Origin of the sequence: Bradyrhizobium sp. CCBAU 53415, from assembly GCF_028128735.1 — a bacterium.
Lineage (GTDB): Bacteria > Pseudomonadota > Alphaproteobacteria > Rhizobiales > Xanthobacteraceae > Bradyrhizobium.
Genome location: NZ_LBJF01000026.1, coordinates 104946 through 119987, shown reverse-complemented (window position 1 = coordinate 119987; position 15042 = coordinate 104946). Strand labels below are relative to the sequence as shown.

Here is a 15042-nt window from a genome sequence, read left to right as displayed (position 1 = left end):
GGGCGGTAAACTACTCAGCCGTCGTTCACGTTGAATCGGGAGCGAACGGTGCTACGGCAGCTTCTGGCACCGAGCTCGGTCGGTTCGGGGATTTCGATGACAAGCTATTCAATGATCAAGGTCGGCAACGACTACGTCGTGCAGGCCAATGACAAATGCATTTTGAAGGTCGGCAGCCGCCGCAGGGCCGCGCAATTGATCAGCGATGCCACGGACTTGCTCAATGCGCTCGCCGTCGTCCAATCTCCGAAGATCGCACCCGAGGAGCCATCACTCGCCCGTGAGGCCCCGGAACTTCCTTGACTGGCCTACCCGTTTCCCGTATCAGCCGCGGCGGGACACCTCCCCCCAACGGGAGGCTTACTATCTGGAAGGGTAGATCATGACTGTAGCGAAGCCCGCTTCGCGGCCGACCGTGCCGCATTTCTCCTCCGGCCCCTGCGCCAAGCGCCCCGGCTGGAATGCCCAAAATCTCAAGGACGCAGCGCTCGGCCGCTCGCATCGCGCGAAGGTCGGCAAGACCAAGCTCAAGCTCGCGATCGACCTGACGCGCGAAGTGCTCGAGGTGCCCGCCGATTACCGCATCGGCATCGTGCCGGCCTCCGATACCGGAGCGGTCGAGATGGCGCTGTGGTCGCTGCTCGGTGCGCGCCCCGTCACCACGCTCGCCTGGGAATCCTTCGGCGAGGGCTGGGTCAGCGACATCGTCAAGGAATTGAAGCTCAAGGACGTCACCAAGCTCAATGCAGCCTATGGTGAGATTCCCGACCTCTCCAAGGTCGATCCCAAGAGCGACGTCGTCTTCACCTGGAACGGCACCACCTCGGGCGTGCGCGTGCCGAACGCCGACTGGATCAGCGCGACCCGCGAAGGCCTGACCATCTGCGACGCGACCTCCGCAGCGTTCGCGCAGCCGCTCGACTGGGCCAAGCTCGATGTCGTCACCTTCTCCTGGCAGAAGGCGCTCGGCGGCGAGGCCGCGCACGGCATGCTGATCCTGTCGCCCCGCGCGGTGGAGCGGCTCGAGACCTACAAGCCGGCCTGGCCGCTGCCGAAGATCTTCCGCATGACCAAGGGCGGCAAGCTCAACGAAGGCATCTTCGTCGGCGAGACCATCAACACGCCGTCGATGCTCTGCGTCGAGGATTATCTCGACGCGCTGAACTGGGCCAAGTCGATCGGCGGCCTCAAGGCGCTGATCGCGCGCGCCGATGCCAACACCAAGGTGCTCGCCGACTGGAAGGCGAAGACGCCGTGGATCGACTTCCTCGCCAAGGACGCCTCGATCCGCTCCAACACCTCGGTGTGCCTGAAGTTCACCGATCCCGCGATCACCTCGCTCTCGGACGACGCGCAGGCCGACTTCTCCAAGAAGCTGGTTGCCCTCGTCGAGAAGGAAGGCGCCGGCTACGACTTCGCGTACTACCGCGATGCGCCGGCCGGCCTGCGCATCTGGTGCGGCGCCACCGTCGAGGCGAAGGACGTCGAGCTCTTGACGCAGTGGATCGACTGGGCGTTCGCCGAGACCAAGGCCACGCTCGCCAAGGCGGCGTAAGTTTCTTACCCTCCCCTGGAGGGGGAGGGTCGATGCACCGCCAGGTGCGGCGGGGTGGGGTGATCTCTCCACACGGCGCACCGGCAATCTTCTTTGTTGCAGCTTCACCCCACCCCGGCGCTTCGCGCCGACCCTCCCCCTCCAGGGGAGGGTGTGAAGGACACATCCCCATGACCAAACCCAAAGTTCTCATTTCCGACGCACTCTCGCCCGCCGCCGTTCAGATCTTCAGGGATCGCGGTGTCGAGGTCGACTTCCAGCCCAACCTCGGCAAGGACAAGGACAAGCTCGCCGAGATCATCGGCAATTACGACGGCCTTGCGATCCGCTCCGCGACCAAGGCCACCGCCAAGATCCTCGAGAAGGCGGCGAAGCTGAAGGTGATCGGCCGCGCCGGCATCGGCGTCGACAATGTCGAGATTCCCGCCGCCACGGCCAAGGGCATCATCGTGATGAACACGCCGTTCGGCAATTCGATCACGACCGCCGAGCACGCCATCACCCTGATGCTGGCGCTGGCCCGCGAGATCCCGCAGGCCGACGCCTCGACCCAGGCCGGCAAGTGGGAGAAGAACCGCTTCATGGGCGTCGAGATCACCGGCAAGGTGCTCGGTGTCGTCGGCTGCGGCAACATCGGCTCGATCGTCGCCGATCGCGCGCTCGGCCTGCGCATGAAGGTGATCGCGTTCGATCCGTTCCTGTCGCCGGAGCGTGCCAAGGACATCGGCGTCGAGAAGGTCGAGCTCGAGGATCTCCTGAAGCGCTCCGATTTCATCACGCTGCACACCCCGCTCACCGACAGGACCAGGAACATCATCGACGCGGCCGCGATCGCCAAGATGAAGAAGGGCGTGCGCCTGATCAACTGCGCCCGCGGCGGCCTCGTCGACGAGCAGGCGGTGGTCGATGCGCTCAATTCCAGGCACATCGCGGGCGCCGCCTTCGACGTGTTCGTCGAGGAGCCCGCGACCAGGAACGTGCTGTTCGGCCATCCCAACGTGATCTGCACGCCGCATCTCGGCGCTTCCACCACCGAAGCCCAGGAGAACGTCGCGCTCCAGGTCGCCGAGCAGATGTCGGATTACCTCCTGACCGGCGCGATCTCGAACGCCGTGAACTTCCCCTCGATCACGGCCGAAGAGGCGCCGAAGCTGAAGCCGTTCATCGCGCTGGCCGAGAAGCTCGGCTCCTTCGCCGGCCAGCTCACCGAGACCGGCATCCTCAAGGTCGAGATCACCTATGAGGGCCACGTCGCCGAGATGAAGATCAAGGCGATCACCTCCGCCGTGCTGTCCGGCCTGCTGCGGCCGATGCTGGGCGAGATCAACGTGGTGTCCGCGCCCGTCATCGCCAAGGAGCGCGGCATGGTGGTCGACGAGATCGTGCGCGCGGCCCAGAGCGACTATGAGAGCCTGATCACCGTCGCCGTCACCACCGAGCGGCAGGAGCGGTCGGTCTCGGGCACCGTCTATGCCGACGGCAAGCCGCGCCTCGTCGACATCAAGGGCATCCGCGTCGATGCCGAGTTCGGCAAGTCGATGATCTACGTCACCAACGAGGACAAGCCGGGCTTCATCGGCAAGTTCGCCAGCCTTTTGGGTGACGCCAAGATCAACATCGCCACCTTCCATCTCGGCCGCGCCGCGCCCGGCAGCGATGCCATCGCGCTGGTCGAGGTCGACGGCGCGGTGCCGGCGGACCTGCTCGCCAAGGTGCAGGGCCTGCCGCAGGTCAAGCAGGCCAAGGCGCTGACGTTCTGAGAGGCCGTCATTCCGGGGCGATGCGAAGCATCGAACCCGGAAGTTCGAGATTCCGGGTTCGGCTCTTTCGAGCCGCCCCGGAATGACGGTCATCATACCATATATTCCGACGCGCGGAACAACGCCGCCTCCATCAACGGAGGCGGCGTTTTTATTTTCCCGCGGCCGTCGAACTTTGTGTACCAATGGCGCCCAGAACGCCTCGTAACTATGCTCCGTACCAATCGTTCGAAAGGGAGAAACACATGCGTGAAGCCGTCATCGTTTCCTATGCGCGCACGGGCCTCGCCAAGTCCGGCCGCGGCGGGTTCAACATCACGCCGCCGATGTCGCTCGCGGCCCACGCCATCCAGCACGCTGTGAGCCGCGCCGGCGTCGAGAAGGATTATGTCGAGGACTGCTATCTCGGCAATTGCGCCCACGGCGCGCCGAACATCGGCCGCCAGGCCGCGCTGCTCGCCGGCCTGCCGAAGACCACCGCCGGCGTGTCGGTGAACCGCTTCTGCTCCTCGGGGCTGCAGACCATCGCGATGGCCGCCAACTCGATCCGCTCCGACGGTGCCGACTGCATCGTTGCCGGCGGCGTCGAGAGCATTTCGATTCCGGGCGGCGGCACGCCGAAGGAATCGATCGATCCGGAACTGCTCAAGGTCGCCCCCGACATCTTCATGGCGATGATCGACACCGCCGACATCGTCGCCGAGCGCTACAAGCTCAGCCGCGAATATCAGGACGAGTTCTCGCTGGAATCGCAGCGCCGCATGGCCTCGGCGCAGCAGGCCGGCAAGTTCAAGGACGAGATCGTCCCGATGAAGACGAGGATGAAGGTCGTCGACAAGCAGACCAAGGCCGAGAGCATCGTCGACTACGTCGTCGATCGCGACGAGTGCAACCGGCCGGAGACCACGCTGGAAGGTCTCGCCAAGCTCGAGCCGGTGAAGGGCCCCGGCAAGTTCGTCACCGCCGGCAATGCCAGCCAGCTCTCGGACGGCGCCGCCGCCGTGGTGCTGATGGAAGCCAAGGACGCCGAGAAGCGCGGCCTGAAGCCGCTCGGCCGCTTCGTCGCCTGGGCGACCGCGGGCTGCGAGCCCGACGAGATGGGCATCGGCCCGGTGTTCGCGATCCCGAAGCTCCTGAAGCGCACCGGGCTCAAGATCGACGACATCGATCTGTGGGAGCTCAACGAGGCCTTCGCCAGCCAGTGCCTGTATTGCCGCGACCAACTCGGCATCGATCCCGCCAAGTACAACGTCAACGGCGGCTCGATCGCGATCGGCCATCCCTTCGGCATGACCGGCGCCCGTCTCACCGGCCATCTGCTGCAGGAAGGCGCGCGTCGCAAGGCCAAGTGGGGCGTCGTGACCATGTGCATCGGCGGCGGCCAGGGCGGCGCGGGCCTGTTCGAGATCTACAGCTGATCCGGACTGCCGCCGTCACTTCAATCCAGGCAAGCACGGCGCCACCGGCGCCGTGTTTTTTTGACCGTACGCGTGTATCTCACCGTGCATAGGGTAGTTCTTGGAAACTGTTCGTGCGGCGTGACGGCTACGCATGGACGGGCCAATCGCGGCCCCGCGCCGGCCCACGACAACCTCGCCGAAGCTTATTCGCGATGCGCCGGAAATCTTTGCCTCGCCGGGCGTTAAAGCGCGACGGAGTAATGGAGGAGAAAGCTCATGCGCTCAACAATGGCAGCAATCCTTACGACGATCCCGCTCCTGGCGGTGCCGGCGATCGCACAGCAGACAACACCGAACCAGAACCTGCAGAGTGAGGCGGACAAGGGCATCAAAACGGAGAACTCCGGCGCCTCGGGGTATGTCAGAGAGCAGGATAAGCCGGGCGCGGCGGCAACCATGCCGGGCGATCGAACCGGTGCCGATGCCACCGGTAGTGTTGCCAGCTCCCCCAGCGCGCAGAATTCAGGCGCAGGCATCCCGGGAGAACCCGGCAGCAAGAGCGGTCCGCCCGCCAAGAAGGGAACAGTCGGCTCAGCTTCCCATAATCTTTCGGTCCAGGAGCAGGACCCCGCGCACATCAAGGGTCTGCCGGGCAACAAGAGCGGTCCGCCGGCGAAGCAATAGGTGATCGCAGCAGAGGCCGGCTCTGGAACTAGCTCCTGCGCAGCAGCTTTGCTTCACCTCTCGCGAAGGCAGAGGTCGGACCGGAGGACGCGCTCTACGCCTTCGCCAGCGCCGGCGCGAACACGACTTCGATCAGCGTGCCGGAATTGGCAGCGCTCCTGATGTTGAACTGGGCGCGGTTGGCTTCGACCAACGCCTTGGTCAGCGACAGGCTCAGCGCCGAGCTGTCCGCGGCATCGCCGGGCGGCGGGGTGCGGAACGGCTCCATTGCGGCGGCGACTTCCCGCTCGGTGAGGCCGTGGCCGGTGTCGCGGATGCGCAAGGCAATCTCGCCGCGGTCGGTCAGCGCGGTCGAGACGATGACCTGGCCGCCGGCGCTGGCGAGCCGGATCGAGTTCGAGATCAAATTCATGGTGATCTGCCGCATCGCGCGCGCATCCACGCTCACCTGCGGCAGCGCATGCGCGAGCGAGGTGCGGATGATGATGCGCTCGCGATTGGCCTGCGGCTGCATCACCGCGACGCAGGCCTCGACCAGGTCGTTGAGATTGAGGTTGGCGAAGGTGAGGTCGAGCTTGCCGGTCTCGATCCGCGACAGTTCGAGGAGGTCGTCGATGATGGCGATGACCCGCTCGCCGGAGGCGCGGATGTCCTTCATGTATTCGCCATAGCGCTCGTTGCCGAGCGCGCCGAAGCGTTCGGAGATCATCACCTCGGCGAAGCCGATGATGGCGTTGAGCGGCGTGCGGATCTCGTGGCTGATCCGCGCCAGCATGTCGGCCTTGGCGTTGGCCGCGCCTTCGACGAGGCGGCGCGCCTGCGTCAGCTCGCTCTCGCCCTTCTTGCTCTGCGAGAGGTCGCGGAACACGGCGAAGAAGTTCGGGCCGTCCGGCCGCGTGCGGCCCATGATCATCGCGAGCGGAATGACGCCGCCCTTCTTCTCGCGTCCCAGCACCTCGCGGCCGTGGTCGAGCAGGCTCGCAATGTCCTGGCTCTTCAGGCTTTCGAGATAATCGGCGACGATCTGTTGGCTCTCGGGCGCGAACAGCGTCATCAGGTTCTGCGCGAGCAGCGCTTGCCCGTCATAGCCGAACAGCGCTTCCGCGCTGCGGTTGCAGGCGTGGATGTTGCCTTCGGCATCGAACATGACGATGCCCTCGGCCGTGGTGTCGAGGATGGCCGCGAGATCCTCCGCCTCGGCTTCGCCGGCGGAGGGCTCGGGCTCGGGCGCGTAGGAGAAGGACTCGGCGACGATGGTCTCGGCGACAACGGTCTCTGCGATGACAGGCACAGCCTGCGGCGGCGCGCAGATCAGCGCATGCGCGCTCTCGCCGTCCCAGTCGATCGTGTGCAGATGCGCGTCCGTCGTCGCAAGCGGCTCTTCGCCGTTCGCGACCGTCGCGCTGATCGTGACGGGCGTGCCGCCTTGCGATGTGCTGCTGGCCGACGACACGCCCGGCTCGACATAGAGCGCGTCCAGCCCTCCGGCATCCTCCAGCGCACTGAGGTTGGCATGGCCCATGCGCGCGAGGAAGGCGGGATTGGCGTAGAGCAGGCGGTCGAGCCGATAGATCAGGATGCCGGTCGGCAAGAGATCGAGCAGCGCGCGGTCGCGCCTGGGTTCGGCGCGCGGCGGCGGGGTGGGCTCGGTCAGCCATTCGACTGCGGCTTGCGGCGCCTCCGGTTCCGGCAATGGTGGCTCGGGCGCGACCTCCGTGGCGGGCGGCTCGACCGCATCGGCCGCGATCGTCTCGCGCTCGCGTTCGAGCCGTTCGGACAATTGCCGCGCGAGCTCGTTGAACGCGCTGTTCTCGACAGGCGTCAGCGTCGGGGAGCGCGTATCGCCGGGCGGGCGGAACGGCACGACATTGGGAGGCGTTTCCACGGGCGTTTCCAGATCGGTTGGGTGTGAATTCGCGTCGCTTGTGGGCTCTGGCAGTTCAGGCTCGGATGTTGGCTCGGGCTCGGGCGGCGGCTCGATCGGCGGAGGCGCTGCCGCTGCTTCGGGCTTCTCTTCGGGCTCGGTCTCGGCTTTGGCCTCCTCCGGATCGGGCTCGACGGCGTCGGCGGACAGGCCCTGCTGCGCCGGCGGCGCGACGAGCAGCTCGAAGCGGCGCAGCGCCTCGAGCCGGTTGAGGCCGTCGAGATCGCGGCAGACGCCGAAACCCTTGAAGCCGGCAAAGTTGCGCATCCGGTCGTAGACCGGCACGCCCGCAAGCTCGACCGCAAGATGCGTGCCGCCGTCGGCCGGCCAGTCCACGGTGATGCCGGCCCAGGTGTCGTGGCTGGCCAGCGCCTGCGCGACGCGCCCCTCCGGATCGAGCGGGAATTTTTCGGCGATCTCGCGCCAGGGGCGGCCGAAGCCGCCGGCCGTGTGCGCGCCGATCAGGCGGATGAACTCGTCGGAGAGAAGCACAAAGCGGCCCTCTGCATCCATCTGCCAGAGAAAGCGCAGCGGATGCTGACGCGGTGCGGGCGGCTCTTGCTGGCCCGAGGACTCCTGGTCCGACGGCGGCTCGACCATGCCTAGTTTGATCGCTTCGGCCTGCGGCGACACAATGGCTTGGGAGGGGTTTTCAACCGGAGTGTTTTCAACCGGCGTGTTTTCAACCGGGATGTTTTCAACCGGAGTCTTTTCAACCGGAGTCTTGGGCCCGGCTGGTCCAGCCGTTTCGGCCGGGTCGGTGAAGGCGTCGAACAGCGTAATCGCGGGCGGAGCCGCGTTCGGCAGCGCAGGCCGTGCGTCCTCCGGCACTGCGGCCGGAGGCTCGGCGGCAGCGACCTCGGGCGCGGCATCGCGCGCAGTCGCCGTCTGAGCTCCAGGCTCGATCAGCGCGACCAGGCCGATATCGGCACCCGCGCCGACCCGTTGCAGCACCATCTGGCCGATGCCGATCGGCGTCGCGGCGCGGCCGGTTGCCAGCGCATCGCTCCGCGCCCGGTCGAGGCCGGCCTCGCCGAGATCGCGGAAACCGAGCAGGGCGCGGGCGGCCTCGCTCGCCCCGACGAACAGTCCGTCCGGCGCGAACGCCGCCATCGGCACCTTGGCGCCCGCGACCAGGCGAGACAGCCGCTCGACCAGCGGCATCGGGCGCGAGGTTGGATCCATCGCGGTGACGAGCATGGCATGGCCGCCATCGGCAAAATCGAGCCGCGCGCAGGCGCAGGTCATCAGCGTGCCGAACCGGGCGCCGAAGCCGCGCAGCCGTTCGAGCCGCACCGTGCCGTTCGCCGGCAGCTGGCGGGCCAGCCGGGCGACCTGGCGGCGATGGCTGTCCGCCGGGCCGAACACCTTGTCCGCGAGTGCTGCGCCATTCGCCGCGCCGAACAGGTTTGCGCCGACCGGATTGGCCCACAGCACGCGCGAGCCGTCGATCGACCACAGCCAGGTCGCCAGCGGCGAGGTCGCATGCACGGCCAGCCGCGGATCGCCCACACCTCGCAACTGGAAATCCGAATGCTTCATAGGGCCGGCTGTCGCTCACGCATCAGGTGTGGCGGCTGCCGGGAATGACAGCCTTAAGAAAGAGTTATCGCCCGAGAGGCGCGGGCAGGTCCACGGCCGCAAGCCCGGAAGGGCCACCCTAAGCGCGATAACCTTAATCTTGTAGACCCCGCAAGCCGCAGCGCCGCTGCATCCAAGGGATTCGCCGGGCAGGGCGGTACGAAGCCGTGCCGCACAAGCAGTGCCCGCGTGGAGAGATCACCCCACCCCGCTCGCGCTGCGCGCGATCGACCCTCCCCCTCCAGGGGAGGGTAAGAAAGTCGCCGCGGCGCCCCGCACCCGGCTACCTCAACCCCCGGTTCCTCCGATCCGGAACCTCACCCTTACCTAGATTAAATTTCGCGGCGCACCCTTGTGGCGCGTTGCGATGCACAATGTTGACATGATAGGCAGTCATGGTGCTGGGCGCCGGGCGAGCCACTCATTCGTTTTGCGTTTCCAGTCGTCGTACCCGCTGAATGCGAAGGCCCAGAATTGGGGCCGGCGGGCGCGCCAGAAGGCTCACTCGATTTTTTCATTAGCGTGAGGGACAACCATGACAGGTGCGACTGATCCGTTTTCTGCCTCGATCATCCCGTTCGAGGTTCCCGAGCAGATGCGTGCGTTCGCCGAAAAGGGCGTGTCGCAGGCCCGCGAAAACTACGCAAAGTTCAAGGACGCCGCCGAAACCCACAACGGCACCGTCGAGGCTGTGTTCACCTGCGCGTCCAAGGGCGCGAGCGAATACACCGCCAAGCTGGTCGAGTTCATGAAGGCCAATTCCAGCGCCCAGCTCGACTTCGCCCAGCAGCTGTTCGGCGCCAAGTCGCCGTCGGAAGCGATGGAGCTGTGGACCGGCCACGCCCGCAAGCAGCTCGAGACCTTCCAGTCCCAGGCCAAGGAGCTGGTCGAGCTCACCCAGCGCGTCGCCAATGAGACCGCCGAGCCGATCAAGGCCTCCGCCTCGAAATATTATTCGTCCGCCGCCTGAGCGGTGAGGCTGGTTTGAGCCAACGAAACCCGGGCCGAAAGGCCCGGGTTTTTTCTTCGGCTCTCCCGCTGGCGCACATGGAAATCCGGAAACGTCGTCATGCCCGGGCTTGTCCCGGGCATCCACGTTCTTGGGTTGCTCGCGCAAAGGCGTGGATGGCCGGGACAAGCCCGGCCATGACGCTGTGGAAGCGTAAGCGCCCTAAGCGCGGGCATCAGATGCGGTGCCCGCAAGCGGAGCAGGGGATTTCCTCGCACCGAACGTGATTTCCGCAGGTTTTTCGCCCCATTGCGGCCTTGCCAAACCGGGCCGTTGCACCTAGTTTCCGCCCCGTCCAGCCCCCTCGGCACCGGCCCTTTTTTGAGGGCGTCCCAAGGCGCGGCTCGCCAGGATGCAGTTGTAGCTCAGTTGGTTAGAGCGCCTGTCTGTGGAACAGGAGGTCGGTGGTTCGAGCCCACCCAACTGTACCAGCGGCTTCAATAGCCGATCTGAAATCGTCAAAGTCCAGAGGCGCTGTAACCCTCCACATCTCTGCCGAAGTGCGTCTGGTCTAGTGTGCTCCGCACGAGCAAGTGCGCCGTGATGGATCAGTCCTTGGAGGCGATGGTGCTCAAGTCGCTATGCTGTGACACACCGACTAGGCGTGTCAGAATAGGCTGGCTCTCGTTTCAAAAGAGCGGCGATATATCGTTCGGCCTTTGCGACAACACTTTTATTGCGCCAAAGTTTGAAGCGGTCATTGGGATTTGGAATGTTTACAACCGGGTAAGGACTTCATTCGAGATTGTTTCGGATCCCTCTGCAGCAGAACAGGTGGTCAATCCGCATCTGACTTGGCACGCACCGAATTATTTCCATCTAAAGAGCCAAGGTCAGCGAGCGGAGGACGCTTCCTTTCAAGGTATCGCTGACATTCCGCTGATGCTCCAGCAGGAGAGCGAAACAAAGTGGATAAGAGCCACGTCAGGTCCCGTCGACAGTCTTAGAACTGCTATCGGCTCTTTGAGAGGACGTTGGGACTCAGAGGTCCTGACAATTCAGGTCCCGACGGAATCGCTTTCCGTTCAAATCAGCATCGATTTCGTTCGGCGCAGCGTGGGACCTGACATGGGCCATAGCTCCAGATGGTACATACCGTGGCATCAGGTGGGTATCCGACTGACGATGGGGTTCACCTATCCTCACTTCCCGACTTTGGCTTGGGCTCACTACCACTGAGGTTCAATGTCCTTTTGTTCGCGGTGCAGCCCTAACGGCAAAAGGTGATTATCAGCCCGATCTGGACATCAAATTGCATCGCAAGCTGGGGGTTCACCACTTTTACCCAGTTCACGCTCGTCGGTTCGATAAAGTCCAACAGTACACTGTGAAAGAGAGAGTTCGGCGGCACCGCAGCGCTAGTGGAATCAGATACCAGTGCGGCTTGATCTGCAGATCGGATTATCTCTACGGTATCGTCTGCGTGCTTCTGGACGTAGACCGAGGTCCCATCTTTAGAGTGAGGATCAGCATATTGAAGGATCGAAGTTAGCCGCACGGACTTCTTCAGCCTACGTGTCCGAGCTCTGAACGTCATCCCGCTCGGCTTTTGGCCGCCGACGAGAATGGGTGCCGATTGGATGTCTAATCCGAAGGCTCTTTCTTCATGATCAAGCTCGGGAGAATCGTCGAGCATCTTCATGATTGTTTCGAACAGGGGGCGCCACTCGACGGCGGTGCCATCTTCCTTGGTTAGGGCTATAGGCTCCGGCAGGGCAGCACAGTCCATCTCGATCAATAGTTGACAGTCTGCGAACTCGTAGAAGACTAGCCACGCCTTTGCGGGATCGACCCAAAGAAGAACCTCGTTATCAGTCAATTTCGACAATGTTCTAAGTTTGATGTCGAAGGCGGCGGCCTTTTTTTGGGCGCCATCCGTAAAACCAGACGACGAAACCGCAATCATGACGTCAATGCGAAGGCTGGCTCGACGGCCGATCAGCTCTTCGATCCATTTCACGTCCTGGGGGCTGCTGTGTATGCGGCACTCCACATGTACTCTCTCACCATCTCGATCGATGCTGATGTCAATCTGCCGCGGTTGATCCGGGTTGTCGGGGTCAGGTATCTTGTCGTTCCAAACTACCTTTGAGGGACTACGCTCCAGCAACTGATGGATGCGTTCGACTTGCCTTTCGAAGGTGACTGATAATTTCTCGATCATTTTCGTGCCGGATAATAATGAACTCGCTAAAAGCACTGTGGGGTACATCTGCCACGATGGAAAAGGCTTTGTGCGTCCCAAATCCGTGAGAACTTCACTCGCGGTCCTTTACATCGCCACCACCCACACCACGACGCGGCAACGTCCCGAGCGCCACTGCGCCCGACACTGGGTTCACCAGCCGCTGATCTGCACCGCGAAGATGTACGCATTCGCGCCGGTCGGCATTGCCGCGAACAGCACAATGAGCCATTACGGTGACAGTGCACCAATCTCCACGGCGCGTTATCTGGCGCGCAGGTCCGGGCCAATTACACTGTCATCGCACTTGGCATCGCAATTCGTCAGGAGATCACCGCCTTGATCTGCGCGGTATCCGCAAACTCGATCAACTCAGCGATCTTGCCATCCTGAAATCTGAACAGGTCCAGGATCTCGGTGCTGAAAGTCTTTCCGCTTGGATTGTATCGAACGAGAACCCGGGAATGGACTGCGACGCGATCCCCGTCGACCAGCTCAGCCAGGATCTCGCGGCTTTCGAAGCCGAAGGTAGCCGTGAACTGAGTGAAAGCTCCGCGCAGGGACGGGTGCCCCTCCATGCGCCCCGTCAGTTCGAGCGCGCTCTTGTCGCCCATCAACGTGAAGTGGCCCTCGGGATGAAAAGCCGTCACCAAGCCCTCGACGTCGCCCTTGCCGCGCGCGGCGTAAGCGGTCCTGATCAATGCGAGCATCTCTTCGCGTTGTGCCATGTTACCCTCCCTGCAACACGTATCCGGTCAGTCTAGCCACCTTTGCGTGCAAAGGCAAAATGCTCGCGAGATGGTGCGGGCGCCAGCGCGCCGTAGCGGGATCGTTCGTTTTCGTTCCCCGGTTTTGGCAGAAAACGGCGAGATGTACCGGCGAACCTTTTCATGACCCCAGGTGTTTGTAGATGCGGCAGGACAGATAACGCTGAGGGAGCTGAGCTATGAACGGAATTATCTATGTCATCGGGCTGATCGTCGTGATTGGTGCGGTGCTCTCGTTTCTGGGCCTGCGCTGATCGGCTGTCGGCCTTGGCGAGGCCGTTCGGCGTCGACGTAAAACCCCGGACGCCTCACCCCGCCACCAGCCACACCACCACCGGCAGCGTCACCGCCGCCAGCAGCGTGCCCAGCGCCACCGCGCCCGACACCGGGTTCACCAGCCGCTGATACTGCACCGCGAAGATGTACGCATTCGCGCCGGTCGGCATCGCCGCGAACAGCACGACGACGCCGGCGGCGACCGGCGGCAGGTCGAGAAGTCTGGCCAGCACGAAGGCGGCCGCCGGCATGGCCGCGAGCTTCAGCGCGCACATCACCAGGATGCTCGGCTTCTCGCCCTTCACCTCGAAGCGGAACAGGTTGATGCCGAGTGCGATCAGCGCCGTCGGCGATCCCGCCTGCGCGAGCAGCTCGATGGTGCGGTCGACGACAGGAGTGAGGCCGAGGCCGGTGAAGCGCCAGACCACGCCGAAGCCGATCGCGAGCATCAAGGGGTTGCGCGCGAGATCCGCGAGCACGGGCCAGATGATCGTCAGCATCGAGCCGGTGTGCTTGCGGCTGACGAACTCCATCTGCAGCGTGCCGCAGAGCCAGAGCAGCGGCGTGTTCACCGACAGGATCAGCGCCATCGGCCCCGCCGCCTCGTTGCCGAGCGCCGAGAGCACGAGCGGAATGCCGAGCATCACGATGTTGCCGTAGACCGAGCCGATCGCGAACACGACGCCGTCCTCGCCGCCGCCGCGCTGGCGGCGCAGCAGCGCCGAGATCACGAGCGCCGCGATCCAGGTGATCGCAAGCGCGCCGTAATAGGCGCCCCACATCCGGTAGGGGCTGACGTCGGGGAATTCCGAGACGACGATGGTGCGAAAGAGCAGGGCAGGGATCGCGATGCTGAAGGCGAATTCGCTGATGCCCTTATGCGCGCTCTCCGAGACGAAGCGAAACAGCACCGACGCATAGCCGGCCGCGATCAGCGCGAATACCGGCGCGACGATCAGCAACGTGGCCATGCGCGCTTAAGACCCCAGCTCGATGATCCGGCGCGCCATCCGCACATTGGCATAGTCGATCATCTTGCCGTCCAGCGTCACCGCGCCCTGTCCTTTCGCCTCGGCTTGCTCCATCGCCTCGACGACGCGCCGCGCCTGGGCCAGCTCCTCGGCCGACGGCGTGAACGCGCGCAGCGTCGGGTCGATCTGGTCGGGATGGATGACCTGCTTGCCGTCGAAGCCCATCGCCGCGGCCTTTTGCGCGCTGGCCTCAGTCAGCCTGGCATCGCGGAACGCACCGCAGGGGCCGTCGATGGCGCGCAGGCCGAACGCGCGCGCGGCGACCAGCAGGCGCATCATCGGATAGGCGAACAGGTCGAGCGGCGCGGTGGCGTAGCCGCTTTGCGCCGAGCCGACGTGGCGGTAGCCGTCCGGCGAGATGCCGATGTCGGAGGTGCGGGCGCCGAGCGAGGCTGCGAGGTCGCCGACGCCGAGATGCAGCGCGGCCACGCTGTCATGCGCGGCGGCGAGCGTGTCGACATTGACGAGGCCGAGCGCGGTCTCGATCAGCAGTTCGAGTGTAACAGGCGCAGCGCGATCCGGCGCCGCCGCGCGCAACTGGCCGGCGATGGCGGCGATGTCGCTGGCGCGCTCCGCCTTCGGCACGATCACCGCATCCAGCCGCGGAAGCGCCGCCAGCGTGCGGATCTCCTCTCCGACGGAGGGGCTGTCGACGGCATTGAGCCTGACCGCGACGCGCTTGCTGCCCCAGTCCAGCGATGACAGCGACCGGACCGCTTCCTCCAGCGCGACGCCCTTCTCGGCAGGCGGCACCGCGTCCTCGAGATCCATGAACACGGCATCCGCGCTTGACGCCGCCGCCTTGGCGACGAGGCGGGCGCGATGCGCGGGAACAGCCAGATAGGCCCGGCTCGGGCGCTGCGAGGCCAT

Annotated in this window: 12 protein-coding genes and 1 tRNA gene; 8 read left to right on the top strand and 5 right to left on the bottom strand. The window is 64.6% G+C overall.

Annotation, left to right across the window (positions count from 1 at the left end; translation table 11 throughout):
• Positions 1–96 precede the first annotated feature (96 nt).
• The 5 genes from XH87_RS24540 to XH87_RS36850 all read left to right on the top strand — a co-directional run bounded on the left by XH87_RS24540 (position 97) and on the right by XH87_RS36850 (position 5399).
• On the top strand, positions 97–303 hold the full coding sequence (locus tag XH87_RS24540) for a hypothetical protein (protein ID WP_271589244.1): 207 nt from the start codon (positions 97–99) through the stop codon (positions 301–303).
• Between the two features lie 79 nt (positions 304–382).
• On the top strand, positions 383–1555 hold the full coding sequence (locus XH87_RS24535) for a phosphoserine transaminase (RefSeq protein WP_035710367.1): 1173 nt from the start codon (positions 383–385) through the stop codon (positions 1553–1555).
• A 170-nt stretch (positions 1556–1725) separates the two neighbouring features.
• Positions 1726–3315: a phosphoglycerate dehydrogenase gene (gene serA / locus XH87_RS24530; protein WP_271589243.1), complete on the top strand. Its 1590-nt coding sequence runs from the start codon at positions 1726–1728 to the stop codon at positions 3313–3315.
• A 245-nt stretch (positions 3316–3560) separates the two neighbouring features.
• On the top strand, positions 3561–4733 hold the full coding sequence (locus XH87_RS24525; RefSeq protein ID WP_158671443.1) for a thiolase family protein: 1173 nt from the start codon (positions 3561–3563) through the stop codon (positions 4731–4733).
• Between the two features lie 438 nt (positions 4734–5171).
• Complete coding sequence (locus XH87_RS36850; protein WP_442868312.1) at positions 5172–5399, top strand: hypothetical protein; 228 nt, start codon at positions 5172–5174, stop codon at positions 5397–5399.
• 94 nt (positions 5400–5493) lie between these two features.
• On the opposite strand, the gene XH87_RS24515 is transcribed toward XH87_RS36850, so the two are convergent.
• The gene (locus XH87_RS24515) at positions 5494–8865 is read right to left on the bottom strand and encodes a PAS domain-containing sensor histidine kinase (protein WP_271589242.1); all 3372 of its coding nucleotides are present in this window, start codon (positions 8863–8865) and stop codon (positions 5494–5496) included.
• A gap of 574 nt (positions 8866–9439) precedes the next feature.
• Between XH87_RS24515 and XH87_RS24510 the strand changes: the two genes are divergently transcribed.
• The 3 genes from XH87_RS24510 (at position 9440) to XH87_RS24500 (ending at position 11092) form a co-directional block, all read left to right on the top strand.
• The gene (locus XH87_RS24510; RefSeq protein WP_271589241.1) at positions 9440–9874 is read left to right on the top strand and encodes a phasin; all 435 of its coding nucleotides are present in this window, start codon (positions 9440–9442) and stop codon (positions 9872–9874) included.
• A gap of 393 nt (positions 9875–10267) precedes the next feature.
• Positions 10268–10344, top strand: a tRNA-His gene (locus XH87_RS24505).
• 109 nt (positions 10345–10453) lie between these two features.
• On the top strand, positions 10454–11092 hold the full coding sequence (locus tag XH87_RS24500; protein ID WP_271589240.1) for a hypothetical protein: 639 nt from the start codon (positions 10454–10456) through the stop codon (positions 11090–11092).
• A gap of 31 nt (positions 11093–11123) precedes the next feature.
• On the opposite strand, the gene XH87_RS24495 is transcribed toward XH87_RS24500, so the two are convergent.
• The 4 genes from XH87_RS24495 to XH87_RS24480 all read right to left on the bottom strand — a co-directional run bounded on the left by XH87_RS24495 (position 11124) and on the right by XH87_RS24480 (position 15042).
• The gene (locus XH87_RS24495) at positions 11124–12125 is read right to left on the bottom strand and encodes a restriction endonuclease (protein ID WP_271589239.1); all 1002 of its coding nucleotides are present in this window, start codon (positions 12123–12125) and stop codon (positions 11124–11126) included.
• Positions 12126–12421: 296 nt separating this feature from the next.
• Positions 12422–12826: a nuclear transport factor 2 family protein gene (locus XH87_RS24490; RefSeq protein WP_271589238.1), complete on the bottom strand. Its 405-nt coding sequence runs from the start codon at positions 12824–12826 to the stop codon at positions 12422–12424.
• Between the two features lie 347 nt (positions 12827–13173).
• Positions 13174–14112, bottom strand: a complete 939-nt coding sequence (locus XH87_RS24485; protein WP_271589237.1) for an AEC family transporter — start codon at positions 14110–14112, stop codon at positions 13174–13176.
• A 6-nt stretch (positions 14113–14118) separates the two neighbouring features.
• Entirely contained in the window at positions 14119–15042 is a 924-nt protein-coding gene (locus XH87_RS24480) for an HpcH/HpaI aldolase/citrate lyase family protein (RefSeq protein WP_271589236.1), read from the bottom strand.

What these genes read in the sequence shown, in the direction of transcription:
- XH87_RS24490 (WP_271589238.1), bottom strand. Translation starts at nt 12,826, where the DNA reads ATGGCACAACGCGAAGAGATGCTCGCATTGATCAGGACCGCTTACGCC.
- XH87_RS24540 (WP_271589244.1), top strand. Translation starts at nt 97, where the DNA reads ATGACAAGCTATTCAATGATCAAGGTCGGCAACGACTACGTCGTGCAG.
- XH87_RS24510 (WP_271589241.1), top strand. Translation starts at nt 9,440, where the DNA reads ATGACAGGTGCGACTGATCCGTTTTCTGCCTCGATCATCCCGTTCGAG.
- XH87_RS24515 (WP_271589242.1), bottom strand. Translation starts at nt 8,865, where the DNA reads ATGAAGCATTCGGATTTCCAGTTGCGAGGTGTGGGCGATCCGCGGCTG.
- XH87_RS24525 (WP_158671443.1), top strand. Translation starts at nt 3,561, where the DNA reads ATGCGTGAAGCCGTCATCGTTTCCTATGCGCGCACGGGCCTCGCCAAG.
- serA (WP_271589243.1), top strand. Translation starts at nt 1,726, where the DNA reads ATGACCAAACCCAAAGTTCTCATTTCCGACGCACTCTCGCCCGCCGCC.
- XH87_RS24495 (WP_271589239.1), bottom strand. Translation starts at nt 12,125, where the DNA reads ATGTACCCCACAGTGCTTTTAGCGAGTTCATTATTATCCGGCACGAAA.
- XH87_RS24480 (WP_271589236.1), bottom strand. Translation starts at nt 15,042, where the DNA reads ATGGCCTCGCAGCGCCCGAGCCGGGCCTATCTGGCTGTTCCCGCGCAT.
- XH87_RS36850 (WP_442868312.1), top strand. Translation starts at nt 5,172, where the DNA reads ATGCCGGGCGATCGAACCGGTGCCGATGCCACCGGTAGTGTTGCCAGC.
- XH87_RS24535 (WP_035710367.1), top strand. Translation starts at nt 383, where the DNA reads ATGACTGTAGCGAAGCCCGCTTCGCGGCCGACCGTGCCGCATTTCTCC.
- XH87_RS24485 (WP_271589237.1), bottom strand. Translation starts at nt 14,112, where the DNA reads ATGGCCACGTTGCTGATCGTCGCGCCGGTATTCGCGCTGATCGCGGCC.